This is a genomic window from Bacillus sp. TE8-1, from assembly GCF_008368855.1.
Lineage (GTDB): Bacteria > Bacillota > Bacilli > Bacillales > Bacillaceae_G > Bacillus_A > Bacillus_A cereus.
The window spans coordinates 342,628-366,961 of record NZ_QPET01000003.1; the positions used below are offsets into that span (position 1 = coordinate 342,628).

Below are 24,334 nucleotides of genomic sequence, written 5' to 3' on the forward strand. Positions count from 1 at the left end.
TAGGTAAAAATCTCATATGGGAGGCTATAAAGTATGATTGTAACAACAACGTCTACAATTCAAGGAAAAGAAATTATTGAGTACATCGATATTGTCAATGGAGAAGCGATTATGGGCGCGAATATCGTTCGTGACCTTTTCGCCTCCGTCCGTGACGTTGTCGGCGGTCGTGCGGGTGCTTATGAAAGTAAATTAAAAGAAGCACGCGACATCGCAATGGAAGAAATGAAAACTTTCGCAAGACAAAAAAATGCAAATGCAATTGTTGGTATCGACGTGGATTACGAGGTAGTTCGCGAAGGAATGCTAATGGTTGCTGTGAGCGGGACTGCTGTCCGTATCTAAAATGAAAAGCCGTGCTGATGCACGGCTTTTTGTATTCTATGTCGAAGATTCAATATTTCTTGGGAAATGTGGAATGCCCCGTCGATATATAGGGAAGACATTAGAGTGCTTCTTTACATTTTTGAATTTGAGTTAATAATTTTGCGTATTCTTGTTCGAGAGATGTGATGTCATCGTGATGATTTGGAATGGAAATCCGTCCGATGACTTCTGTTAATTTTGTTTGTAATCGTAACATTTCTTGCTCAGTAACGTTTACAGAATCTCCGGTGGTTCTTTTTGTGTATTGCTCGTAATTACCGTGGAAGATTCTTGGTTCATTCTCATCTACGTGTAGAATATGGTCTGCAACAGAGCGAATAAAGGCACGGTCATGGCTAATGAAAAGTATTGTGCCAGGATATTCTTGTAACATGGTTTCTAATTCTTCTTGCGTCGCTAAGTCTAAATAGTTTGTCGGTTCATCTAGCAGAAGCATATTATAGTTTCCTAAAAATACTTTTGCGAGTGCAACCTTCATTCGTTCACCCCCGCTTAGAACGTGCACAGGTTTATGAACATCCTCACGGCGGAATAGAAGTCGTGCAAGTATTGTGCGAACGAATGCTTCTGTATAGTTTGTTTCTTCTAGAATATTTTCTAAAATGGTTTTATCTGTTTTTAAAATAGATAATGTTTGTTCGAAGTATCCAATTTTACAACTTTTCGATAGCTGCATGCCACGCTCGTTTGTGAGAAGCATGTTGAACAAAGTGGTTTTGCCGCTTCCATTTGCCCCTAAAACGGCAAGCTTTGCACCAGGGGCAATAGTTCCATTCATATTTTTAAATAGTATACGGTCGCCTATTTTCTTTGTTGCTTTATTGAATTGTACTGCCACCTTACTATGAATGGGTGTATGGTATTGCACGTCAAATTGAGCTTGAGAAAGATCCTTTGGCTTTTCCTTCTTTTCTAGTTTTTCGAGACGTGTCTCTAATGCTTTCGCTGCTTTACTAACCTGTTCTTGGCCATGAGCCCCACTTAATCTATAAAGTCTAGATTCAGATGAACTGAACCGTGTTGGGATTTTTTTCATGTTAGAAGCACGTTGCTTTCTTTGTAGAATGGACTGTTCTAAACGATTTTTTTCTTGTATATATTGCTCATATTCTGCTTGTTTTTGTATTCGTTCACGTTCTTTTTGTTTTCGATAGTTTGAATAATTACCTTTGTACTCTTGAATAATACCGTCTTCAATTTCAATAATTTTGGTACATATATTATCTAGAAATTCACGGTCATGCGATATTAAAACAAGTGCCCCTTTATAAGATGAAAGTGCCTTTTCTAATTGCTCTGTACCGACCATATCTAAGTGGCTTGTTGGTTCATCAGCGAATAAAATGCCTGCATTTTGTTCGAGAGCATGCGCAATCTTTAGTCGCATTCGTTCACCGCCGCTCATTGCGTCGGTAACGTTTGAAATACTCCATTTTCCTTTTGCGAGAGAAGAAGCGGTTTCCGGTAGTTCTTCGCTGAGCTGAGGAATGATGGCGATAGAACTATGATGAGTTACTATGCCTCTGTCAGCTTCTATTTCTTTACTTAATATTTGTAATAACGTAGATTTACCAGCTCCGTTGACTCCGACAATTCCTATGCGATCCTGTGCTTGAATTTCCAGTGATGGTAATGTAAATAGTGTGCGATCACCAAAGCTCTTTTCAATATTACGTGCGAATAAAATAGTCATAAAAAAACCTCCCTAGTTTCACTAGAGAGGATAAACGTCGCCCTTGTATGTAAAAAATCGTACATAAATAAACGATTTTTTACATGATCGTTTCGAAAGAAAGTATCGACAAATGGACAGACTAATCCCCTGCTAGTTTTCATCATTTTTGTTCACTATTTGTGATGGATGAAATAAATAAGAGAATTAGAACTTCATTGGTCAAAGTACCTTCCTTTCATAATATTACTTTTATTGTATGCGCATACAAAAGGGTTTGTCAAACTTATTTCTGTTCGCTATTTTTGAATTTATTATTATACAATTGTGCTTTTGCCAGCGCCTCAGCATCGTTTTTAATTTCATCCAGTCCATTCGCATCTCCAATAACATAACCTTCAAATGAAGAACCAACAAAATCAAAGATATATTGGAATTGAGCAATAAGCGGTAATGCTTTTAGCTTTGGATTATCCCCGCCAACGATGACAACATACATTTTTTTGCCTTTCATTTTTTCTTTGAAATGAAGAGATGTATCGCGCAAGCTTTGTGACCAGCGATCAACAAAGTTTTTCATATGTCCACTCATTCCGTACCAATATAATGGTGTAGCAAAGATAATCGTGTCGTGCTCTAGCATGCGTTTGGTTAACTGCTCATAGTCATCATTTACGGATTGGAATCCTTCTGCATCATGACGTTGGTCTGTAATAGGATAGACGGTATGATCACGCAAATAAATTTGTTCTGTTTCAATGTCCTCTATCATCATATGTGTTAAAGCTTCTGTATTTCCGTTTTGTCTTGAACTGCCATGTATAACAAACATGTAATCACTCCTTTTCTTTTGCATGTTTTAGGAGTGAAACGTGTTTTTGCAAATTCGTTTGGATGTTGGAAAGTAATGTGATTTGCTTTGTTACTTCATTGAGTTTATCTTCGTAAAGTGTAAGGATACTGCTGCACGGATTGTCGTACAGGTGCGGTTCAATTTCAAGGCAGCGCAGCATCCTTGCCGTCTCTTCTAAATTTAAGCCAATTTGTAAGTACATTTGAATAAGCTCCACTTTTTCGATGGCACTTTCATCAAAATCACGGTAGCCATTTGCAAGGCGCTTAGAAGGGAGTAAGCCCTTTTCTTCGTAATGTCTTAGTGATCTTTCACTAACGCCAGTTTCTTTTGATAATTCTCCAATTCGCAATGTATTTCACTCCTTTTACATGTATTGTAAACCTTCACACTAATGTGAAGGTCAACTCTGTTTTTTCGCAAAAGAATCTACATGATTTAAGAACACTTGAATGGCTTTAGATGGAATGAAATATTTACCGCGCACGATGGAAAACGGACGGATTAGTTGTTCATTTGGAACTTCGACGTGGAATAGTTCTTTTGCTAATAGCTCTTTCCGTACAGTCCAATCAGAAAGGATAGCGATGCCAAGCCCGGCACTAACAGCTTCCTTTACGCTTTGGATACTACTGAATGTAAAGAATCGTTTCATTTTTAAATGGTGTTGATGAATAAAGCGGTCACTATAAGCGCGTGTACCAGAACCACTTTCTCTTAATACCCATACTTGATCTTGGAGTGTACTTTCATTTATTTCATTTGTGCGGAGTAATGGATGATTTGGCGGGACGACGAGCTTCATTTCATCTTGCATAAATGTTTCAACATCTACGTCGGCGTATACGACTTGTCCTTCCACTAGGCCGATATCAATTTGATTAGAGCGAAGGCTTTGCAAAACGTCTTCTGTATTTGAGATGAAAGTATGAACTTCGACGTGTGGATTTTCATTCGCATAGTTAGCCAGTATTTTTGGAAGTAAGTATTCGCCGATTGTAAAACTAGCACCAATGCGAAGTGTTCCTGTTACAACGTTATGTAGTTCATTAATTTCTTGTTTAGCATCTTCGTAAAGAGAGAGCATTTGCTTTGCATGTATATATAATATGTTTCCAGCTTCAGTAACTTGGACGTGCTTCGGGGAGCGTTGAATAAGCGTAGTGCCAAATTCGTTTTCTAAGTTGCGTATATGCATACTTACTCCAGGCTGTGAAAGGTTTAATAATTCTGCTGCACGGGAGAAGTGTTTCTGTTCAACGACAGTAACAAAAATTTTTAAAATGTCTACGTTCATATAATGGGCTCCTTTCTTTTTCTATCATCTTATCATAAGTATTTCTGATGATAGAGATTTGGTATTGGTATTAAACTTATTATAGAAACTCTCTTATAATGTAAGTAGAAAGAACATGCATGTTCCAATACGATTATTGGAGTGGTTCAAAATGGAACAAACACTTGTTATACAAAAGAAGAAGCGTTTTGGATTTTCGCAAGGAATTGGGATTACATTATTAATCGCAATTGCCGCGAAATATTTAGCAGAGCTTCCATTTTTAAATATTATGGGACAATTAGTAATTGCTATTCTAATTGGGATGGTTTGGCGCGCTGCAATTGGAGTTCCTCACGAGGCGATAGCAGGAACGAACTTTGCGAGTAAGAAGTTGCTGCGCTTTGGGATCATCTTACTTGGAATGCGATTAAATCTTGTTGATATTGCGAAGGCGGGACCGAAAGTATTGGTCATCGCGGCGGTTGTTATTACATTTACTATTTTTGTTGTATACGGACTAACGAAAGTATTTAAAGTAGAAAAGAAACTTGGGATTTTAACAGCATGCGGTACGGCAATTTGCGGCGCAGCCGCGGTCGTGGCAATTGCACCGCAAGTGAAAGCGAAGGACGATGAAACAGCAGTTGGGGCAGCAATCATCGCGATTTTAGGTACCATATTTACGCTTATTTATACGTTATTATATCCAGTGCTTGGTTTATCTCCGTACGGTTATGGTGTATTCTCAGGTGCGACGCTTCATGAAATCGCTCATGTCATCGCAGCTGCGGCGCCAGGAGGAAGTACTGCTGTAGACATCGCAGTTATTGTGAAGTTAACGCGCGTAGCAATGCTTGTGCCAGTAGCGATTTTAATTGGTCTATGGTTTGGTAAGAGTGAAGGTAGCAAAGAAAAGAAATCGTGGCGCGAACTTCCAATACCATGGTTCATTTTCGGGTTCTTAGCGATGAGTGCAGTGCATTCACTCGGGATTATTCCAGAAGTTGTTGCGGGATACATTGTTGTTCTTGCTTACATGCTTATCGCAATGGCGATGGCAGGGCTCGGTTTAAATGTAGAGTTTAAAACGTTCCGTAAATTAGGAAGTAAAGCATTCGTGGCAGGGCTGATTGGCTCGGTTTGCTTATCGGTTCTTGGATACGTTCTTGTATATGCGTTAGGATTTATGTAGTAGAGGAGAAAGCTGTTCCCGAAGGTATTTGGGGACAGCTTTTTCTTATGATTATAGTAGCGCTACGGATGTCGATATATTTGAAAAATCGCCGATATAAATAGAGTTGCGCTGATATATTTGGGAAATCGCCGATATAATTTAAGTTGCGCTGATATATTTGAAAAATCGCCGATATAAATAGAGTTGCGCTGATATATTTGGGAAATCGCCGATATAATTTAAGTTGCGCTGATATATTTAAAAAATCGCTGATATAAATTGAATTACTCTTGTACTTTGTTAGAGTAGATGTTCAATGAAATGTTTTTCTAAAATTTGTAAAGATATCTTTACTTGTAACTGGAAAATATTTATAATTCAAGTAAAGATATCTTTACTTTTGAAGGTGGATCCTATGGGTGTAAAAAATAAAATAAAAGAGTTAAGAAAGCAACATCATATAACGCAAGTTGAAATGGCAAAGGCGATGCAAGTGACGCGGCAGACGATAGTGGCGATTGAAAATCATCATTACAATCCGAGTCTAGAGTTATCTTTAAAAATTGCCAAATATTTTGGAGTGAAGGTGGAGGAAATCTTTACGCTGGAGTAAGGGGAGAGAAATGGTAGGAAAACGAGCATAGCGATAGGGGGAATAAAAAATGCAGGATGAGTTTGAGAGATTTCAGTCAGATAAAGCGTTTAAATATGTAGGATTATTTTTTACGATTAGTTTAGCGATATGGAGTTTATATAATTTAATTGTTGATGGAAATGCTGGTATGCCGTTTGTTTTATTTGTACTAGGGCAGTGGGGGTATTTTCTTGTGAACTATTGGCCGAAGTGGAAATATAGAAATCGAAAAGAGGCTGATCATGTATGAGTAAGAGAGGTCATGAGATTCGTAGAGAGTTTGCTTGTAGCAGGAATTCTTTTAAATACGAGTTTAATGATTTTAAGTATTTCGTGGGGAACTATTTTTATATCGAATGTAGCGCTAGTCATTTTATATGGAATTTCGGAATATAAAGAGCAGAAGCGTTTGAAAGAAGAGGGAGTACCATCAATTGATGAGCGAGTTGTGAACAAGATGAAGTCATATTTTATGATTTGTATTACAAGCTTCGTTTTCTTGTTTATTATGTATCTTTGTGTAAATAAGTATTTAGATAGGCAAGCAGTACATGTAACTGAGCTATTATATATTGCTATTTTTGGTGTATTAATTAGTATCGCATCAACGAGTGTGTTAGCAACAAGGAATAATAGATAGAAAAAGGGGAACTGGGATGGGATTACCGGTGTTATGTGTCGCTACAGCTATATTTTCGCTTCTTTGGGGAATGCAAAACTTTTCTCGTAATCCAGTGCCGAGCATTTGTATTATGATTGGTACTGTAGGTTTATCGTATTATTTATTATTATTAGCCCATTATCATAAAACGGCAACGAGTGTTGTTGTTGGAGCACTTATTTTATTTTGTGGGCGCGCCATACAAAAGGGGTTATTTCCATAAAAGCTGTTTATACATTTTGTATAAACAGCTTTTTGTATTTTTTTTACAAAACGCTTGAAAGTTACGTAACGTCATCTTTTATAATGAAAGGGAAGAGGTGATGGTAGTGATTTCAATACAACAATTTACGAGAGAAACAGGGGTTACAGTACGTACACTACGTTATTATGATCAAATAGATTTATTAAAGCCGAGCGGAAAAACAGAGGGTGGACATCGGTTATATAGTGAAAATGACGTTATTCGTTTGCAACAAATTTTATTTTTAAAAGAAATGGGATTTTCATTAAAAGAAACTGCGAATATGTTAGTAAAAGGTGAGCTGGATTTAAAAAATTCGCTTGAAAAACAACTTCGGTTTGTACAGGAAGAACAAAAGAAATTTAATCGAATGGAGAGTGTTTTACAAGCAGTTGTTTATTCGGTAGATGTGGAGGGAGAACTCGATTGGAAAGTTATGTTTGAACTGATTCAGCTTTCGAAGCAGTCTTCTCGTATACGTGAAATATTTCAAAATGAAGTGTTTTCAAAGGAAGAACAAAAATTGCTTCATAATTTACCAAACATGAGTAAGGAAGATCCGAATGTTTTAGAATGGGTAGATTTATTAAAGCAATTACGCACTTTTATGAAAGACGGTAAAGAAGCTGCTAGTGATGAAGTACAAGGGGCAATGAAGAGATTAATGCAGAAGTGTTTAGAAATGGCCAATGGTGATGAAGCGTTTTTAGATAAGTTATGGGAAGTTAGAAAATCGAAGGAAGATTCACAGAAAATGAGCATGTATCCAATTGAAGAAGAACTTTTAGTGTATATGGATGAGGCTTTTCGTATTTATGATGAAAGGGAGAAGGATAAATGAGTATACTCGCAGAATATCGTTGGTATTTTTTAATTGGGGCAGAAATTGTATTTTGGTTATCAGCTATCGGTTTCTTTTTACTTCGCTACGGATTCCGTTTGAAAAAGGCGAGTTTTATTATCGGAATTGTACTCCTCGTAAATGAAGTGTTTATTTTAACTTTAGGAGTAGTGGACTATTATCAAACAGGAAAGTTCTCTAACTTTCAAATTATTACTGTAATTATTTTATTGTATGCAGTTTTCTACGGGAAAAAGGATTTGAAGAAGCTTGATATATTTGCACAAAAATCAGTTGCGAAATGGCGTAATGAACCGGCGCCTATTATTGAAGAACAGGTAGAATTAACAGGCATGGCCTATGCAAAGCAGGAAATAAAAAATTGGGTATTACATCTTGTTTTATTCGTTGGTGTGCACATATTCTTTTTCTTCGCGTATGGATTTATTCCATTTGAACAATGGGGTAATTGGTTAGAATCGGGAATCGTTTTAAATAAAGCTGCAAGTCGCGTGAGCCAAGTGTGGGCGATTGTATTTTTAGTTGATACAGCAATTTCATTTTCATATGTGATTTTTCCGAAGAAGGAGAAAGGAAAAGAAAAGCTACTTTCATAGTTGAAAGTAGCTTTTCTGGTATACAAATAATTTTTATAGGAGAGGATGACAATAGAAAAAGAATCAGCTGTATATGTCTATTTCTCTTTAGTTTAGTAGCATGTTCACCATCTAGCACTACAATTGATAAGAAGAATGATGTCATTGTAAAGGGAGTAGGAACTTCCAATCTAGATAAATTCGAACAGTTCGTTATGAACGTTGATCAAGGGGAAGTTGATAAAATAAGAATTGTACAGTATACCGATGAAGGTGACCCGGTTTTTCAAACGTTAGAGCATAGTGGGAAAGATATCCTTTATGTGTTAGATAGTAGACAAGACAAGTTTGCTGGTGACCATAAAGGATTACATAAAGATAGTTGTAAAAGTATTGTTAAAGAGCAGCGCGAATCAGAAAGTACTTATCGGTTAACAGATTGTACGAATGAAGATGGACGCAATGGATATGACTTATTATATGTATCAAAAAAATAGAGTTGGTAGAGGAAGGAAGTATTTACTCCTTCCTTTTTCTATGTGTATATTGTCGAAAACTTTACCGAATATCTGTTCGTTTTTTTAGGTTTTTTATAGGTATTCGTGGTAAAATAATAATACAGATTTTTATGAGGAGGTCGGATTTTCTTGGAACGTCAATTTGAAATTGTCTCAGCGTATTCCCCGCAAGGTGATCAGCCGGTAGCTATAGAGAAGCTTGTAGAGGGAATTAATAGTGGAAAGAAAAAGCAAGTGTTGCTTGGAGCAACAGGAACGGGTAAGACATTTACGATTTCAAATGTCATTAAAGAAGTGCAAAAGCCAACACTTGTTATGGCTCATAATAAAACGTTAGCAGGGCAGTTATATAGTGAGTTGAAAGACTTTTTCCCGAATAATGCAGTTGAATATTTTGTTAGTTACTACGATTATTATCAGCCAGAAGCGTATGTACCACAAACAGATACGTTTATTGAAAAAGATGCGCAGATTAATGATGAAATTGATAAATTGCGTCACTCGGCAACGTCTGCATTATTTGAACGGGACGATGTAATTATCGTTGCGAGTGTTTCGTGTATATATGGCTTAGGTTCTCCAGAAGAATACCGCGAGCTAGTTGTTTCGCTTCGAGTTGGTATGGAAAAAGACCGTAATCAATTGCTTCGTGAACTTGTTGATGTACAGTATGGACGTAATGATATTGATTTCAAGCGCGGTACATTCCGTGTGCGAGGAGATGTAGTTGAAATCTTCCCGGCATCACTTGATGAGCATTGTATTCGAATCGAATTTTTCGGTGATGAAATCGATCGTATTCGTGAAGTAAATGCGTTAACAGGTGAAGTATTAGCAGAACGTGATCATGTAGCAATCTTCCCAGCATCTCACTTCGTTACACGTGAAGAGAAGATGAAGGTCGCTATTGAAAATATCGAAAAAGAATTAGAAGAGCGTTTAAAGGAATTAAATGATAACGGCAAGTTGTTAGAAGCGCAGCGTATAGAACAGCGTACACGTTATGATTTAGAAATGATGCGCGAGATGGGATTTTGTTCAGGTATTGAAAACTACTCCCGTCATTTAACACTTCGTCCAGCGGGGGCAACGCCGTATACGCTATTAGACTATTTCCCGAAAGATTTCTTAATCGTTATGGATGAATCGCACGTATCAGTACCGCAAGTAAGAGCGATGTATAACGGGGACCAAGCGCGTAAGCAAGTGCTTGTGGATCATGGATTCCGTCTGCCGTCAGCTTTAGATAATAGACCGCTCACATTCGATGAGTTTGAAGAGAAAACGAATCAAGTTATTTATGTTTCAGCAACGCCAGGACCGTATGAGTTAGAGCAGTCGCCAGAAGTAATAGAACAAATTATTCGTCCAACAGGGCTTTTAGATCCACCAATTGATATACGACCAATTGAAGGGCAAATTGACGATTTATTAGGAGAGATTCAAGATCGTATTGCAAAAAATGAACGTGTATTAATTACGACGTTAACGAAGAAAATGTCAGAGGATTTAACGGATTACTTAAAAGATGTAGGAATTAAAGTTAACTATCTTCACTCTGAAATTAAAACGTTAGAACGTATTGAAATTATCCGCGATCTTCGCCTCGGTAAATTTGATGTACTTGTCGGCATTAACTTATTGCGAGAAGGATTAGATATTCCGGAAGTATCACTTGTAGCTATTTTAGATGCTGATAAGGAAGGGTTCTTGCGTTCAGAACGTTCATTAATTCAAACAATCGGTCGTGCCGCGCGTAATGAAAACGGCCGCGTTATTATGTATGCAGATCGTATAACGAAATCTATGGGAATTGCGATTGAAGAAACGAAGCGTCGTCGTAGTATACAAGAAGCTTACAATGAAGAGCATGGTATTACGCCGAAAACGATTCAAAAAGGCGTTCGTGATGTTATCCGTGCAACGACAGCTGCTGAAGAGACAGAAACATACGAAGCAACTCCTGCTAAGAAAATGACGAAAAAAGAGCGCGAAAAGACAATTGCGAAGATGGAAGCAGAAATGAAAGAAGCAGCAAAAGCGTTAGACTTCGAGCGTGCAGCTGAACTAAGAGATTTACTATTAGAATTAAAAGCGGAAGGGTGAAAAAAGTGAGTAAGAGCAAGGATTTTATCGTTGTAAAAGGTGCTAGAGCACATAACTTAAAAAATATTGATGTAACCATTCCGAGAAATCAGCTTGTCGTTGTAACGGGATTGTCTGGTTCGGGGAAATCATCATTAGCATTTGATACGATTTATGCAGAAGGGCAGCGCAGATACGTAGAATCGTTATCTGCGTATGCGCGCCAGTTTTTAGGACAAATGGATAAGCCGGATGTGGACACGATTGAAGGATTATCACCAGCAATTTCAATCGATCAAAAAACGACGAGTCGTAACCCACGTTCAACTGTTGGAACGGTAACGGAGATTTATGATTACTTACGTTTATTATTTGCACGAATTGGTACGCCAATTTGTCCGAATCATGGCATTGAAATTACGTCACAAACAGTAGAACAGATGGTAGACCGCGTTCTTGAATATCCTGAACGTACGAAATTACAAGTGTTAGCGCCTATCGTTTCTGGGCGTAAAGGTGCGCATGTAAAAGTACTTGAAGATATTAAGAAGCAAGGTTATGTTCGTGTTCGCGTTGACGGTGAAATGCTTGATGTATCTGAAGATATTGCGTTAGATAAAAACAAGAAGCATTCCATTGAAGTTGTAATTGACCGTATTGTTGTAAAAGAAGGGATCGCAAGCCGTCTTGCTGATTCACTTGAAAGTGCATTAAAGCTTGGCGGGGGACGAGTGTTAATCGATGTTATGGGAGAAGAGGAACTTCTGTTTAGTGAACATCACGCTTGTCCGCATTGTGGTTTTTCAATTGGAGAATTAGAGCCGCGTATGTTCTCATTCAATAGTCCGTTCGGAGCATGTCCTTCTTGTGATGGACTTGGTTCAAAGCTAGAGGTAGATTTAGAGCTTGTTATCCCGAACTGGGATTTATCATTAAATGAACATGCGATTGCACCTTGGGAACCGACAAGTTCACAATACTATCCACAACTTTTACAATCTGTATGTAATCACTACGGCGTTGATATGGATATGCCTGTGAAAGATATACCGAAAGATTTATTTGATAAAGTGTTGTACGGAAGCGGAGAAGAGAAAGTTTATTTCCGCTATGTAAATGAATTTGGTCAAGTAAAGGAAAATGAGATTTTATTTGAAGGTGTTATTCCAAACATTGAACGTCGTTATCGTGAAACGAGTTCCGATTACATTCGTGAGCAAATGGAAAAGTATATGGCAGAACAAGCTTGTCCAAAGTGTAAAGGTGGACGCTTAAAGCCTGAGAGTTTAGCTGTATTTGTTGGCAATAAAACGATTGCTGACGTAACGAAGTATTCAGTTCAAGAAGTACAAGAATTCTTCTCGAATGTAGAGCTAACGGAGAAGCAACAAAAAATAGCTCATTTAATTTTAAGAGAAATTCAGGAGCGCGTTGGGTTCTTAGTGAACGTTGGTTTAGATTATTTAACGTTAAGCCGTGCCGCAGGAACTTTATCAGGTGGTGAGGCGCAGCGTATTCGTTTAGCGACGCAAATTGGTTCTCGTCTAACTGGCGTACTTTATATTCTTGATGAGCCTTCAATTGGTTTACACCAGCGCGATAACGATCGTCTTATTCGTACATTGCAAGAAATGCGCGATTTAGGTAATACATTAATCGTTGTTGAGCATGATGAAGATACGATGATGGCTGCTGATTATTTACTTGATATCGGACCAGGTGCAGGTATTCACGGTGGGCAAGTTGTATCGGCAGGGACACCAGCTGAAGTGATGCAAGATGATAATTCCTTAACAGGAAAATATTTAAGCGGTAAAGAGTTTATTCCAGTTCCACTTGAAAGACGTAAAGGTGACGGACGTAAAGTAGAGATTGTCGGCGCAAAAGAGAATAACTTAAAGAATGCGAAAATGTCATTCCCACTCGGTACGTTTGTAGCGGTAACAGGGGTATCTGGTTCTGGTAAAAGTACGATGATTAATGAAGTACTATATAAATCGTTAGCTCAAAAGTTATATAAAGCGAAAGCGAAGCCAGGTACTCATAAAGAGATTAAAGGTCTTGAACATTTAGATAAGGTAATTGATATTGATCAATCACCAATTGGTCGTACACCACGTTCTAATCCAGCGACGTACACAGGTGTATTCGATGATATTCGTGATGTGTTTGCACAAACGAATGAAGCGAAAGTGCGCGGATATCAAAAAGGACGTTTCAGCTTTAACGTAAAAGGTGGCCGTTGTGAAGCGTGCCGTGGTGATGGAATTATTAAAATCGAAATGCATTTCCTACCAGATGTGTATGTTCCGTGTGAAGTTTGTCACGGTAAACGATATAATCGTGAAACGTTAGAAGTGAAATATAAAGATAAGAATATTTCTGAAGTGTTAGGGATGACAATTGAAGATGGAGTAGAGTTCTTCGCTAATATCCCAAAAATTAAGCGTAAACTTCAAACGCTTGTAGACGTTGGGCTTGGTTATATGAAATTAGGGCAACCAGCCACGACGTTATCTGGTGGTGAAGCGCAGCGTGTGAAATTAGCTTCTGAATTACATCGTCGTTCTACAGGACGTACGTTATACATTTTAGACGAGCCAACGACTGGTTTACATGCGCATGATATTGCACGTCTTCTAGAAGTACTGCAACGCCTTGTTGAGAGCGGTGAGACGGTACTTGTAATTGAACATAATTTAGATGTAATTAAAACAGCTGATTATATCGTTGACCTTGGACCAGAGGGCGGAGATAAAGGTGGACAAATCGTTGCTTCCGGAACGCCAGAGCAAGTAGTGAAAGAAGAGCGCTCATACACAGGTAAGTATTTAAAAGAGATTTTAAATCGTGATAAAGCAAGAATGAAAGAGAAAATAAAAGAAGTAGAGTTATCGCAATAAGTTTATTGATGAAAACCGAGTGGAAATGACGCTCGGTTTTTATTGTATAGGGGGAGAAGATGGAGTTTTTAGAGGTGTTAAGGAAGAAACATATGAAGGTAAGAGAGTTTCAAAGTTGGGGTGTATATTTTCGCAAGCGCTGGGAGGATCACTTTGCAAATCATTTAAGTGATAAAGAAAAAGAAGATATTTTTCTTTATGGAGATAAGTATGGGTGTGGGTATCTATGGCACATATTTAGTTATGAGAAAAAGAAGTGTTTAGAGGGAGAAGAAGCGGAGAACGCGTTTCATAATGAAGTGAAAAAGGATTGCTATATATTCTATCAACATTGTGAAGATGTACTGCTAATAAAAGATGGGAGTTTATTACATATGGATGATATATTACGGGAGACGGACGATATGTATAAAGGCGATATCTATATTGTAGATAAAGATTTCACTTGGACTTTTGTAAAAACACATGAGCATAGATGGTGTGGTCCTTATTTTGCGAGGAAGTGTTAGTAGGTATACAAGCATGAAAGATAGAATAAGTTGATATAAGTGTTCGTATCATACTTGCGTTTATTATCTATTAGCGTATGATGAAATATATATGTTTAAAAGGATGTGTAAAGAAATGAGATGGATTGTATCACTTCTTGTAAATAGCGTTGTGTTAATCGCTGTATCGGGACTTTTAAAAGGGATTGCACCAGATGCATTTTACGTAGCAAATATACAAACTGCAATTATTGCTAGTATTATATTGGCGGTTTTAAATGTGTTCGTAAAGCCGTTTTTAATTTTAATTACGCTACCAATTACTGTTGTAACTTTCGGCTTCTTCTTAATTGTTATTAATGCGATTACGTTAAAAATAGCAGATTCATTATTAGGAGATGCTTTTAATATATCAGGATTTGGTGTAGCGATTGTTGCGGCAATTTGTATTTCAATTTTTAATATGATAATTGAAAAGGCAATTGTTGAACCTCTATATGAAAAAAAGAGAAAGTGACAAAAAGAAAAACATTTCATTATTCGTATGAAATGTTTTTTTCTATTTATTAGAAACCGTATTTCTTGTTTCCAGAAAAAAATGGTACAATATCCGATAGAATGGAATTTTACATCAAACGAGACTGAACCCGCAGCGGAGTGGAGGTTTATACATATGCCGAAAGTAAGGACAAAAGATTTAATTGAACAATTTCAATTGGAGTTAATCAGTGGTGAAGAAGGCATTCATCGTCCGATTGATACAAGTGATTTATCACGACCTGGAATTGAAATGGCAGGATTTTTTACATATTATCCAGCAGATCGTGTGCAGCTTCTTGGAAAGACGGAGCTTACGTTCTTTGACACGTTAACGTCAGAGCAAAAACAAGAGAGAATGAAAGCGCTTTGTACTGAGGAGACGCCATGTATTATTGTAACTCGTAATCAAGATGTACCAGATGAGTTATTACAAGCATCACGTGAATCAGGTATGCCTTTATTACGTTCTTCTCAAACGACAACTAGATTATCAAGTCGTTTAACAAACTATTTAGAAGGTAAGTTAGCACCAACAACTGCTGTTCATGGTGTGTTAGTAGATATTTACGGCGTTGGTGTTTTAATTACAGGTCAAAGTGGTGTTGGTAAAAGTGAGACAGCTCTTGAGCTTGTAAAGCGTGGTCATCGCCTTGTTGCGGATGATAGTGTAGAAATTCGTCAAGAAGATGAAGACATGTTAGTCGGAAGTTCACCAGATTTAATTGAGCATTTATTAGAAATTCGTGGTCTAGGTATTATTAACGTTATGACGTTATTCGGTGCAGGGGCAGTGCGAAATTATAAGCGTATTACACTTGTTATTAATCTTGAAATTTGGGATCAAAAGAAAAATTACGATCGCTTAGGTCTTGATGAAGAGAAGATGAAGATTATTGATACAGAACTTACGAAGATTACACTTCCAGTTCGTCCTGGTCGAAACTTGGCTGTTATTATTGAAGTAGCAGCGATGAACTTCCGTTTAAAACGTATGGGAGTCAATGCAGCACAGCAGTTCTCTGAACGATTAATGAGTGCAATTGAGTTAGGAAATCAGGAGTAAACTTTGGAGAGGGAGGTCATATACATATGCTGTTAGCTTCTGTACCACAGCTTGACCGTGTAGCTATCCAACTTGGGCCGTTTCCTGTGTATTGGTATGGGATTATTATCGGTACAGGTGTGCTATTAGGCCTTTGGCTGGCAACTCGCGAGGGAGAAAGGCTAGGTATTCCAAAAGATACATTTGTTGACCTTGTATTAATTGCAGTGCCGATCGCTATTCTTTTTGCGAGAATGTACTATGTTATTTTTGAATGGGAATATTACGCACAAAATCCGAGTCAAATTATTAATATTCGTCAAGGTGGTTTGGCGATTCATGGTGGTTTGATCGGGGCTGTTATTACCGGTGTTCTTTTTGCGAAGCGACGCGGGGTTTCTTTCTGGAAGTTGGCAGATATTGCTGCACCAAGTATTTTACTAGGACAAGCAATTGGCCGATGGGGAAACTTTATGAACCAAGAGGCGCATGGTGATGAAGTAACGAGACAGTTTTTAGAAGGTCTTCATTTACCAGATTTCATTATTAATCAAATGTATATTGAGGGTGTGTACTACCATCCGACGTTTTTATATGAATCATTATGGAATTTTGCAGGCGTAATTTTACTACTTGCATTAAGAAAAGTGAATTTACGTCGCGGGGAGTTATTCTTCACATATTTAATTTGGTATTCAGTAGGACGCTTCTTCGTAGAAGGCTTACGTACAGATAGTTTAATGCTAGGACCACTTCGTATTGCACAAGTAATGTCAATTGGACTTGTTGTTATTTCTATTATTTTCATTATTGTGAGACGAAAAATGGGGCAAGCTGATAAAAGATATTTAGAAAATTAGAGACAAGTAGCATCTTATTATAAGATGCTGCTTCTTTCATATTCAGGAAGGCGAAAGGACTAAGGCGATGAGAATAAATACAGTGTTATTTGATTTAGATGGAACTTTAATTAATACAAACGAACTTATTATTTCTTCTTTTTTACATACTTTAAATACATATTATCCAAATCAATATAAGCGTGAAGATGTGTTGCCATTTATCGGTCCATCTTTGCATGATACTTTCAGTAAGATTGATGAAAATAAGGTTGAAGAGATGATTACAAGCTATCGTAAATTTAACCATGATCATCATGATGAATTAGTAGAAGAATATGAAACTGTATATGAAACAGTTCGAGAGTTGAAGAAGCAAGGTTATAAAGTGGGTATTGTTACAACGAAAGCGAGACAAACCGTTGAGATGGGATTACAGTTGTCAAAGCTTGATGAATTTTTTGATGTTGTCGTGACAATTGATGATGTAGAGCATGTGAAACCACATCCAGAGCCACTTCAAAAAGCGCTTGAATTATTAGATGCAAAACCAGAAGAAGCATTGATGGTTGGGGATAATCATCATGATATTGTCGGTGGTCAAAATGCGGGGGCGAAAACAGCTGCGGTTTCATGGACGTTGAAAGGTAGAGCTTATTTAGAAGCTTACAAGCCAGACTTTATGCTAGATAAAATGAGTGATTTGCTACCGATTTTGTCTAATATGAACCGTTCATAAAGGTCCAAGTAAGTTAGTAGAGGAGCGAGCTAAGTGCGACGGACAACGCGCTATCCTGTTTCAGGAGAAAATTCATTATGGAATGTGTATAAAACAGTGTCTTTTTGGAAGGTAATGAAAAACTTTATTATTATCCAAATTGCACGTTACACGCCATTTTTATCTGTGAAGAATTGGTTGTACCGCACTTTTTTACGGATGAAAGTAGGAAAGAAAACATCATTTGCGCTTATGGTAATGCCGGATATTATGTTCCCAGAAAAGATAACTGTGGGAGAGAATTCGATTATTGGCTATAACACAACGCTTTTAGCACATGAATATTTAATTCGTGAATATCGACTTGGGGAAATCGTTATTGGAAATGAAGTGATGATTGGAGCGAATGTAACAATATTACCAGGTGTGAAAATTGGAGACGGTGCGACTGTCTCAGCTGGCACACTTGTTCATAGAGATGTACCGAGCGGTGCTTTCGTAGGTGGAAATCCAATGCGTATTATTTATACGAAAGAGCAAATGACCGCCAGAGAAGGTTCATGGTGAAAATGTAACATTTCTCCTCTTTTTTTATGAATAAAAAGGAAATAATTGAGTATAATATACTGTTTTGTTTTTTACGGAATCGTTTATACTTATAGATAGAAGAATGTGTGAACGAAGAAAACAAAAAACTGGAGGATATATGGGGAAAAATCAAAGGATATATAAGGAGAACGGACAAGTTATCTCTTTTAATCAATTAGCGGACTTCTTTTATAAAAAAGGGATGAGAGCTTACAAAGGACAAAAATTGCAAGATGCAATTAAATATTTTCGAAGAGCGGCACAAAGTGAGAAGGAGCCGTTTATTTTATGTCAATTAGCATCAGTATTATCTGAGGCTGGTGAATATCAAGAATCGAATCAAATCTTCTTAAAGTTAGTTAGATCTAATCCAGAACTTGAACAGTGCTATTATTTTATTGCAAATAATTATGCATATATGGGGTTATTTCAACAGGCGAAGAAATATGCAGATCGTTATTTAGAAGTTGCAAAAGAGAAGGAATTCGTAGAAGATACATTAGAACTTCTTGAGATTATGGAAGAAGAAGCAATGGGTGCGGAAGAGATTGAAGATGAAGATGATTTAATTGTTATGCAGGAAGAAGCGAATCGCTATATTCGTAATGGACAATTGGAAGAAGCAATTGCTACATTAGAAATTGTTACGAAAGATTATCCGGAATTTTGGTCAGGTCATAATAATTTAGCCATTGCACATTTTCAATCTGGTAATGTAGACAAAGCACTGAAGTTAACAGAAATGATTTTAGAGAAAAATCCTGGTAATATACATGCGCTTTGTAATACGCTTATTTTTCTATATTCAATTGGAGAGCATAAACAAGTAGAAGCGTTAGCGGGACAGCTAGTTTCGGTATATCCGATTTCATTTGAACATCGTTTGAAACTGGGAACTACACTTGCAACAATTGGTTATTTCGAGCATGCATATAAATGGTTCAAACTATTAAAGCGTCAAGGATATGAGGGGGACGTTAGTTTTTATTATTGGTTTGCATATTCTGCTTATATGGTGAAAGATCAGCAACTAGCTGAAAAAATGTGGCAATATGTCGTGGAATTGCATCCTGATAAAAAGGGAAAAGAACCGTGGAATGCGCTGAATTTAGCAGATGAAGGACAAAACGTGTTATTTGAAGAATTACGAAAATCATTTCAGCAAAGTGCGACGCTAGAAGAACAAATGCTAGCTTTATATTTAATGAATGAATTGTCAACGCCGGAGAAGGTGGGATTCTTCTTTGATATAACGCAAGCGAAGAACGGTGTTCCCATCGTATCACAACTTGCAAAGTACTTCTTTTTACTTAATAGTCATAAGAGTATTCCAGCTGATTTACAGCAATTTGAGCAGTGCGCGAGAATCGCGGATGCATTATACAATTATACGAAAAAAGATGATGAATTAATTGAAGAGTGTTTACACTTTTGGTTTTGTACGTTCATACGTTTATATACATCTGGAGACATATTTACAAATGTGTACGGCTGGTCAGCTGCGATTGAATACATTGTACGCGGCGAACAAGGAAATAAAATGACACAGTCGGAGCTTGGAGATGTATATAATGTATCTGTAGCGACTGTCCGAAAGTATGTGCAAGCTGTTAAGCGTACGCACACATAAGATAAGCAAATCATTGGGAAAAAAATGATGCTAACAGTATAATGAGGGTAACTTAATTGTGTAGGAATGGATAGGAGTGAATAGTGTGTCAGAAGAAAAAATTTATGATGTCGTTATTATTGGTGCAGGACCAGCTGGTATGACAGCTGCAGTATATACATCTCGTGCAAATTTAAGCACATTAATGCTTGAGCGTGGTATTCCAGGTGGCCAAATGGCAAACACGGAAGATGTAGAAAACTACCCAGGTTATGAGTCTATTTTAGGACCAGATTTATCAAATAAAATGTTCGAGCATGCGAAGAAATTTGGTGCTGAATATGCATACGGTGATGTGAAAGAAGTCATCGATGGTAAGGAATACAAAACAATTATTGCTGGTAAAAAAGAATATAAAGCACGTGCAATTATCGTTGCAAGCGGTGCAGAGTATAAAAAAATTGGTGTACCGGGTGAAACAGAACTTGGCGGCCGCGGTGTATCATATTGTGCAGTATGTGACGGAGCATTCTTTAAAGGAAAAGAACTTATCGTAATTGGCGGCGGAGATTCTGCTGTGGAAGAGGGTGTGTTCTTAACGCGCTTCGCATCAAAAGTAACGATCGTTCACCGTCGTGACACGCTTCGTGCACAGAAAATTTTACAAGACCGTGCTTTCCAAAACGAAAAAGTAGATTTCATTTGGAACCACACGATAAAAGAAATCAACGAAGCAAGTGGTAAAGTAGGAAGTGTAACACTTGTGGACGTAAATAGTGGAGAAGAGAAAGAAGTCAAAACTGACGGCGTATTCGTATACATCGGTATGTTACCTTTATCAAAACCATTTGTTGAACTAGGTATTACAAATGAAAATGGTTACCTTGAAACGAACGAGCGTATGGAAACGAAAATTCCTGGTATTTTCGCAGCTGGTGATGTTCGTGAAAAAATGCTTCGTCAAATTGTAACTGCAACAGGTGACGGTAGTATTGCAGCGCAAAGTGCACAACATTACGTAGAAGAATTATTAGAGGAATTAAAAACTGTATCAGAAAAATAAGGGATAATATACCTTGTGAGAAGAAAGCTACCGACAGGAGCTTTCTTCTTTTTTTGTGTGAAAATGTCAAAGTTTTGTCAAAAAATATAAGGATTATAAGCTTTCTTATTGATATACTGGACTTTACGGAAAAAATCACTATAAGAAATGAGGAATTTATTCAGTATGGAATGGCGTAATATATATCGTGGATTTTGTATGGGCGTTAGTGATTTAATTCCTGGTGTGAGCGGCGGTACAATCGCTGTTGTGTTAGGGATTTATGAACAATTGCTTGCGGCAATTAGTGGATTCTTTAGTCGTGAATGGAAAAAACATTTAGGATTTTTAATTCCACTTGCAGCTGGTGTGGCAGCGGCATTTTTAACGTTAAGTCACGTTATTAAATATTTACTTGCAAATCATTATGAACCGACTCAATTTTTCTTTCTCGGTTTAATTATTAGTATATTACCGATGTTAATGAGGGAAGCTGATGCAAAGTCGTCGTTTAAAGGTAAGCACATCGTTTTATTAATAGTTGCAGCAATTCTTGTTGCGATTACAGCTTTCTTTAAACCAGATAAGGCAGCAGATCCAATTACGACGTTAACAATTTTAAATGCAATTGGTTTATTTTTCGCAGGATGGATGGCTAGTATGGCAATGCTGCTTCCTGGAATTAGTGGATCGTTTATTTTATTAATTATTGGTGTGTATCCAACAGCAATTAACGCTTTAACTACACTTAACTTACCTTTAATCGTGGTTATCGGTGCTGGTGTTATGGTTGGATTTGTTGTAAGTAGTAAAGGCATTAGTTTTTTATTAGATCGTTATAAAAGTATGACATTTGCGGCAATTATTGGACTTGTAATCGGTTCGATTGTAATTGTATTCCCTGGGATTCCGACTGGCGGATTTTCAATTATAAGTTCAATTATTACCTTTGTTTTAGGATTTGCGATTGTTACTTATTTCGGTAAGAAATAAGTACTTTAATCCCCTTGGCGATAAAAAGCGTTAAGGGGATTTTTCATGCTATTCATTAAAAGTCTAAGCATTTACATTGCTTGTTATAGAAAGCTTTTTTAAAATTGCTGAGTAGCATATGCTTAGCGAAAGAGGACTGGCTCCTTCGTTGTAGCAAACTGTTTTTGATAGTATAATGAAAGAAGTATGCAGTGAGGAATTTTACTGCAAGTAGCTGAGGTGAAGAAACATGCAAAGAGTGACAAACTGTGTGTTAATTAGAGATAATGAAGTACTCTTACTCCAAAAACCTCGCCGAAATTGGTGGGTTGCACCAGGCGGGAAAATGGAGCGTGGTGAGACTGTAAGAGATTCCGTTGTTCGCGAGTATCGTGAAGAAACAGGTATTTATTTGAAAAACCCAGCGTTAAAGGGGGTCTTCACCTTTGTCATCCAAGAAGGTGATAAAGTTGTTTCTGAATGGATGATGTTCTCCTTTTTAGCGACAGATTTTGCAGGAGAAAACAAACTAGAGAGCGAAGAAGGCATCATTGGTTGGCATACATTTGATAAAATTGATGATTTAGCAATGGCGCCAGGAGATTATCACATTATTGATTATTTAATTAAAGGAAATGGCATAATCTACGGTACATTTGTATATACCCCAGATTTTGAGTTGCTTTCATATCGATTAGATCCGAGTTAAACCGTCAAGGAGAGGATACAATGACAGAGAATAATGATATAAAAATGGTAATTATTACAGGGATGTCTGGAGCTGGAAAAACAGTAGCTTTACAAAGTTTTGAAGATTTAGGATATTTTTGTGTGGATAATTTACCACCGATGTTATTGCCGAAGTTTATTGAGCTTATGGCGGATTCAAAAGGGAAAATGAATAAAGTGGCACTTGGTATTGATTTACGTGGCCGCGAGTTTTTTGAACATTTATGGGGAGCACTTGATGATTTATCAGAACGTACATGGATTATTCCTCATATTTTATTTTTAGATGCGAAAGATAGTACGCTTGTAACTCGTTATAAAGAAACGAGACGTTCGCATCCACTTGCACCAACTGGTTTGCCGTTAAAGGGAATCGAAGCAGAGCGTAATTTATTAACAGATATGAAGGCACGAGCGAATATTGTGCTTGATACATCGGATTTAAAACCGAAAGAATTACGTGAAAAAATTGTTCACTTGTTCTCAACAGAAACTGAGCAAGCATTTCGTGTAAATGTTATGTCATTTGGATTTAAGTACGGTATTCCAATTGATGCAGATTTAGTATTTGATGTTCGTTTTTTACCAAATCCATATTACATTCCACACATGAAGCCATTAACAGGACTAGATGAAGAAGTTTCTTCGTATGTACTGAAATTTAATGAGACACATAAGTTTTTAGAGAAGTTGACGGATCTGATTACTTTCATGCTGCCTCATTATAAAAGAGAAGGCAAAAGTCAACTTGTAATTGCAATTGGATGTACAGGTGGACAGCATCGTTCTGTTACGCTTACAGAATACCTTGGGAAACATTTGAAACCAGAGTATAGTGTTCATGTATCTCATCGTGATGTGGAGAAGAGAAAGGGCCATTAAGGGATGAAAAAAGAGAGAAAGCCTAAAATTGTCATCATGGGAGGCGGAACTGGACTCTCTGTTTTATTAAGAGGATTAAAGCAATATCCTGTTGATATTACAGCAGTTGTTACAATTGCTGATGATGGTGGCAGTTCGGGTAGATTACGTGATGAGCTAGAAATTCCACCTCCAGGTGACATCCGTAACGTACTTGTTGCGTTATCGGATGTAGAGCCACTGGTGGAAGCTTTATTTCAGCACCGTTTCACAACAGGAGACGGACTGAAAGGTCATGCGTTAGGAAATCTATTGTTGGCAGGTATGACCTCGATTACAGGAGACTTTTTCCATGCAATTACAGAAACAAGTAAAGTATTAAATGTCAGAGGACGTGTATTACCAGCAGCGAATCAAAGTGCGGTACTTCATGCGGAACTTGAAGATGGGGAAATTGTAACAGGTGAATCAAAGATTCCTTATTACGGAAAGAAGATTAATCGTGTCTTTTTAACTCCAGAAGATGTAGAGCCATTGCATGAAACGTTGGCTGAGATTAAACGAGCTGATTTACTTGTTTTCGGTCCTGGAAGTTTGTATACGAGTATATTGCCCAATTTAGTTGTTAACAAAATTGGAGACGCTGTTCTTGCTGCAAAGGCGAAGAAGGTATATGTATGTAACGTTATGACACAAGCGGGTGAAACGATGGGATATACTGCTTTTGATCATGTGCAGGCGTTACACGATCATTTAGGGCAACCATTTATCAATACTGCAATTGTAAATAACCGTGAGATCCCTTGTGAATTACGCAAGTCATATGAGGAAGAAATGTCTACACCAGTTGTAGTGGATGAAGAACGTTTTGTTGAAAATAATATTGATGTTATTCAAGAGGGATTAGCGAAGTATGATGATCATGTTGTAAGGCATGATACGTTAAAGTTAGCGTCCATTTTATATTCATTGTTATAAATATGCGTTGCCTCGTTTGAGGTAGCGCTCCTCATTCATATAGGACAAGAATTTTGTTCCATAATAATCGTATAAGGAGGT

The 24,334-nt window shown here is 37.4% G+C and carries 27 protein-coding genes; 23 read left to right on the plus strand and 4 right to left on the minus strand.

Annotated elements, in window-relative coordinates; translation table 11 throughout:
• The first annotated feature begins 33 nt into the window (after window positions 1-33).
• Window positions 34-345 carry a heavy metal-binding domain-containing protein gene (locus DN404_RS03925; RefSeq protein ID WP_000637523.1) on the plus strand — a complete coding sequence of 104 codons (312 nt, stop codon included), beginning with the start codon at window positions 34-36 and terminating at the stop codon, window positions 343-345.
• Window positions 346-445: 100 nt separating this feature from the next.
• Here DN404_RS03925 and abc-f read toward each other — a convergent pair whose 3' ends face one another.
• The 4 genes from abc-f to DN404_RS03945 form a co-directional block, all read right to left on the minus strand.
• A complete protein-coding gene (abc-f, locus tag DN404_RS03930) occupies window positions 446-2,080 on the minus strand; it encodes a ribosomal protection-like ABC-F family protein (protein WP_149214746.1) in 1,635 nt (544 codons plus the stop codon).
• Between the two features lie 265 nt (window positions 2,081-2,345).
• The gene (locus tag DN404_RS03935; protein WP_000497611.1) at window positions 2,346-2,891 is read right to left on the minus strand and encodes a flavodoxin family protein; all 546 of its coding nucleotides are present in this window, start codon (window positions 2,889-2,891) and stop codon (window positions 2,346-2,348) included.
• A gap of 4 nt (window positions 2,892-2,895) precedes the next feature.
• Window positions 2,896-3,264 (minus strand): MerR family transcriptional regulator, encoded by a 369-nt coding sequence (locus DN404_RS03940; RefSeq protein ID WP_001219205.1) that lies wholly within the window; start codon window positions 3,262-3,264, stop codon window positions 2,896-2,898.
• 51 nt (window positions 3,265-3,315) lie between these two features.
• Complete coding sequence (locus DN404_RS03945; protein WP_001099987.1) at window positions 3,316-4,209, minus strand: LysR family transcriptional regulator; 894 nt, start codon at window positions 4,207-4,209, stop codon at window positions 3,316-3,318.
• 151 nt (window positions 4,210-4,360) lie between these two features.
• On the opposite strand from DN404_RS03945, the gene DN404_RS03950 reads away from it, so the two are divergent.
• From DN404_RS03950 to DN404_RS04055, 22 genes are all read left to right on the plus strand, one after another.
• Window positions 4,361-5,383, plus strand: a complete 1,023-nt coding sequence (locus DN404_RS03950) for a YeiH family protein (protein WP_006918442.1) — start codon at window positions 4,361-4,363, stop codon at window positions 5,381-5,383.
• A 397-nt stretch (window positions 5,384-5,780) separates the two neighbouring features.
• Entirely contained in the window at window positions 5,781-5,978 is a 198-nt protein-coding gene (locus tag DN404_RS03955; RefSeq protein ID WP_000538359.1) for a helix-turn-helix transcriptional regulator, read from the plus strand.
• Window positions 5,979-6,027: 49 nt separating this feature from the next.
• Window positions 6,028-6,249, plus strand: coding sequence for a hypothetical protein (locus DN404_RS03960; protein ID WP_048558326.1), 222 nt, complete (start codon window positions 6,028-6,030; stop codon window positions 6,247-6,249).
• A 12-nt stretch (window positions 6,250-6,261) separates the two neighbouring features.
• Window positions 6,262-6,639, plus strand: a complete 378-nt coding sequence (locus DN404_RS03965; protein WP_049108173.1) for a hypothetical protein — start codon at window positions 6,262-6,264, stop codon at window positions 6,637-6,639.
• A 16-nt stretch (window positions 6,640-6,655) separates the two neighbouring features.
• Window positions 6,656-6,883 (plus strand): hypothetical protein, encoded by a 228-nt coding sequence (locus DN404_RS03970; protein WP_000524139.1) that lies wholly within the window; start codon window positions 6,656-6,658, stop codon window positions 6,881-6,883.
• 100 nt (window positions 6,884-6,983) lie between these two features.
• The gene (locus DN404_RS03975) at window positions 6,984-7,745 is read left to right on the plus strand and encodes a MerR family transcriptional regulator (RefSeq protein ID WP_044306530.1); all 762 of its coding nucleotides are present in this window, start codon (window positions 6,984-6,986) and stop codon (window positions 7,743-7,745) included.
• Entirely contained in the window at window positions 7,742-8,362 is a 621-nt protein-coding gene (locus DN404_RS03980; protein WP_076875996.1) for a hypothetical protein, read from the plus strand. Before DN404_RS03975 ends, DN404_RS03980 begins: the two co-directional genes overlap by 4 nt.
• Before the next feature lie 35 nt (window positions 8,363-8,397).
• A complete protein-coding gene (locus DN404_RS03985; protein WP_149214747.1) occupies window positions 8,398-8,838 on the plus strand; it encodes a DUF4362 domain-containing protein in 441 nt (146 codons plus the stop codon).
• A gap of 150 nt (window positions 8,839-8,988) precedes the next feature.
• Window positions 8,989-10,965 carry an excinuclease ABC subunit B gene (gene uvrB, locus DN404_RS03990; RefSeq protein WP_000441059.1) on the plus strand — a complete coding sequence of 659 codons (1,977 nt, stop codon included), beginning with the start codon at window positions 8,989-8,991 and terminating at the stop codon, window positions 10,963-10,965.
• Window positions 10,966-10,970: 5 nt separating this feature from the next.
• The gene (gene uvrA / locus DN404_RS03995; protein WP_044306529.1) at window positions 10,971-13,847 is read left to right on the plus strand and encodes an excinuclease ABC subunit UvrA; all 2,877 of its coding nucleotides are present in this window, start codon (window positions 10,971-10,973) and stop codon (window positions 13,845-13,847) included.
• Between the two features lie 59 nt (window positions 13,848-13,906).
• Window positions 13,907-14,356 (plus strand): DUF4275 family protein, encoded by a 450-nt coding sequence (locus tag DN404_RS04000; RefSeq protein ID WP_049108170.1) that lies wholly within the window; start codon window positions 13,907-13,909, stop codon window positions 14,354-14,356.
• Window positions 14,357-14,471: 115 nt separating this feature from the next.
• The gene (locus tag DN404_RS04005; RefSeq protein WP_001267308.1) at window positions 14,472-14,852 is read left to right on the plus strand and encodes a phage holin family protein; all 381 of its coding nucleotides are present in this window, start codon (window positions 14,472-14,474) and stop codon (window positions 14,850-14,852) included.
• Window positions 14,853-15,008: 156 nt separating this feature from the next.
• Complete coding sequence (gene hprK / locus DN404_RS04010) at window positions 15,009-15,938, plus strand: HPr(Ser) kinase/phosphatase (protein ID WP_001127250.1); 930 nt, start codon at window positions 15,009-15,011, stop codon at window positions 15,936-15,938.
• A gap of 26 nt (window positions 15,939-15,964) precedes the next feature.
• A complete protein-coding gene (lgt, locus tag DN404_RS04015; RefSeq protein WP_000922850.1) occupies window positions 15,965-16,777 on the plus strand; it encodes a prolipoprotein diacylglyceryl transferase in 813 nt (270 codons plus the stop codon).
• A gap of 67 nt (window positions 16,778-16,844) precedes the next feature.
• Entirely contained in the window at window positions 16,845-17,495 is a 651-nt protein-coding gene (ppaX, locus tag DN404_RS04020; RefSeq protein WP_149214748.1) for a pyrophosphatase PpaX, read from the plus strand.
• Window positions 17,496-17,528: 33 nt separating this feature from the next.
• A complete protein-coding gene (locus DN404_RS04025; RefSeq protein ID WP_001255070.1) occupies window positions 17,529-18,041 on the plus strand; it encodes an acyltransferase in 513 nt (170 codons plus the stop codon).
• A gap of 139 nt (window positions 18,042-18,180) precedes the next feature.
• Window positions 18,181-19,692, plus strand: a complete 1,512-nt coding sequence (locus tag DN404_RS04030; RefSeq protein ID WP_000517720.1) for a tetratricopeptide repeat protein — start codon at window positions 18,181-18,183, stop codon at window positions 19,690-19,692.
• An 85-nt stretch (window positions 19,693-19,777) separates the two neighbouring features.
• Window positions 19,778-20,734: a thioredoxin-disulfide reductase gene (gene trxB / locus DN404_RS04035; protein WP_001288078.1), complete on the plus strand. Its 957-nt coding sequence runs from the start codon at window positions 19,778-19,780 to the stop codon at window positions 20,732-20,734.
• A gap of 165 nt (window positions 20,735-20,899) precedes the next feature.
• Window positions 20,900-21,706, plus strand: a complete 807-nt coding sequence (locus DN404_RS04040) for a DUF368 domain-containing protein (protein WP_000455197.1) — start codon at window positions 20,900-20,902, stop codon at window positions 21,704-21,706.
• A gap of 229 nt (window positions 21,707-21,935) precedes the next feature.
• Window positions 21,936-22,394: an NUDIX hydrolase gene (locus DN404_RS04045; RefSeq protein ID WP_001190080.1), complete on the plus strand. Its 459-nt coding sequence runs from the start codon at window positions 21,936-21,938 to the stop codon at window positions 22,392-22,394.
• A 20-nt stretch (window positions 22,395-22,414) separates the two neighbouring features.
• On the plus strand, window positions 22,415-23,296 hold the full coding sequence (gene rapZ, locus DN404_RS04050) for an RNase adapter RapZ (protein ID WP_000138459.1): 882 nt from the start codon (window positions 22,415-22,417) through the stop codon (window positions 23,294-23,296).
• Window positions 23,297-23,299: 3 nt separating this feature from the next.
• Complete coding sequence (locus tag DN404_RS04055; protein WP_000712188.1) at window positions 23,300-24,253, plus strand: gluconeogenesis factor YvcK family protein; 954 nt, start codon at window positions 23,300-23,302, stop codon at window positions 24,251-24,253.
• The last annotated feature ends 81 nt before the right edge of the window (window positions 24,254-24,334 follow it).

Excerpts from the sequence above, each read along its gene's own strand:
- DN404_RS03925 (WP_000637523.1), top strand. The coding sequence starts at position 34 with ATGATTGTAACAACAACGTCTACAATTCAAGGAAAAGAAATTATTGAG.
- abc-f (WP_149214746.1), bottom strand. The coding sequence starts at position 2,080 with ATGACTATTTTATTCGCACGTAATATTGAAAAGAGCTTTGGTGATCGC.
- DN404_RS03935 (WP_000497611.1), bottom strand. The coding sequence starts at position 2,891 with ATGTTTGTTATACATGGCAGTTCAAGACAAAACGGAAATACAGAAGCT.
- DN404_RS03945 (WP_001099987.1), bottom strand. The coding sequence starts at position 4,209 with ATGAACGTAGACATTTTAAAAATTTTTGTTACTGTCGTTGAACAGAAA.
- DN404_RS03950 (WP_006918442.1), top strand. The coding sequence starts at position 4,361 with ATGGAACAAACACTTGTTATACAAAAGAAGAAGCGTTTTGGATTTTCG.
- DN404_RS03955 (WP_000538359.1), top strand. The coding sequence starts at position 5,781 with ATGGGTGTAAAAAATAAAATAAAAGAGTTAAGAAAGCAACATCATATA.
- DN404_RS03960 (WP_048558326.1), top strand. The coding sequence starts at position 6,028 with ATGCAGGATGAGTTTGAGAGATTTCAGTCAGATAAAGCGTTTAAATAT.
- DN404_RS03965 (WP_049108173.1), top strand. The coding sequence starts at position 6,262 with ATGAGATTCGTAGAGAGTTTGCTTGTAGCAGGAATTCTTTTAAATACG.
- DN404_RS03970 (WP_000524139.1), top strand. The coding sequence starts at position 6,656 with ATGGGATTACCGGTGTTATGTGTCGCTACAGCTATATTTTCGCTTCTT.
- DN404_RS03975 (WP_044306530.1), top strand. The coding sequence starts at position 6,984 with ATGGTAGTGATTTCAATACAACAATTTACGAGAGAAACAGGGGTTACA.
- DN404_RS03980 (WP_076875996.1), top strand. The coding sequence starts at position 7,742 with ATGAGTATACTCGCAGAATATCGTTGGTATTTTTTAATTGGGGCAGAA.
- DN404_RS04000 (WP_049108170.1), top strand. The coding sequence starts at position 13,907 with ATGGAGTTTTTAGAGGTGTTAAGGAAGAAACATATGAAGGTAAGAGAG.
- DN404_RS04005 (WP_001267308.1), top strand. The coding sequence starts at position 14,472 with ATGAGATGGATTGTATCACTTCTTGTAAATAGCGTTGTGTTAATCGCT.
- hprK (WP_001127250.1), top strand. The coding sequence starts at position 15,009 with ATGCCGAAAGTAAGGACAAAAGATTTAATTGAACAATTTCAATTGGAG.
- lgt (WP_000922850.1), top strand. The coding sequence starts at position 15,965 with ATGCTGTTAGCTTCTGTACCACAGCTTGACCGTGTAGCTATCCAACTT.
- ppaX (WP_149214748.1), top strand. The coding sequence starts at position 16,845 with ATGAGAATAAATACAGTGTTATTTGATTTAGATGGAACTTTAATTAAT.
- DN404_RS04030 (WP_000517720.1), top strand. The coding sequence starts at position 18,181 with ATGGGGAAAAATCAAAGGATATATAAGGAGAACGGACAAGTTATCTCT.
- DN404_RS04040 (WP_000455197.1), top strand. The coding sequence starts at position 20,900 with ATGGAATGGCGTAATATATATCGTGGATTTTGTATGGGCGTTAGTGAT.
- DN404_RS04045 (WP_001190080.1), top strand. The coding sequence starts at position 21,936 with ATGCAAAGAGTGACAAACTGTGTGTTAATTAGAGATAATGAAGTACTC.
- rapZ (WP_000138459.1), top strand. The coding sequence starts at position 22,415 with ATGACAGAGAATAATGATATAAAAATGGTAATTATTACAGGGATGTCT.
- DN404_RS04055 (WP_000712188.1), top strand. The coding sequence starts at position 23,300 with ATGAAAAAAGAGAGAAAGCCTAAAATTGTCATCATGGGAGGCGGAACT.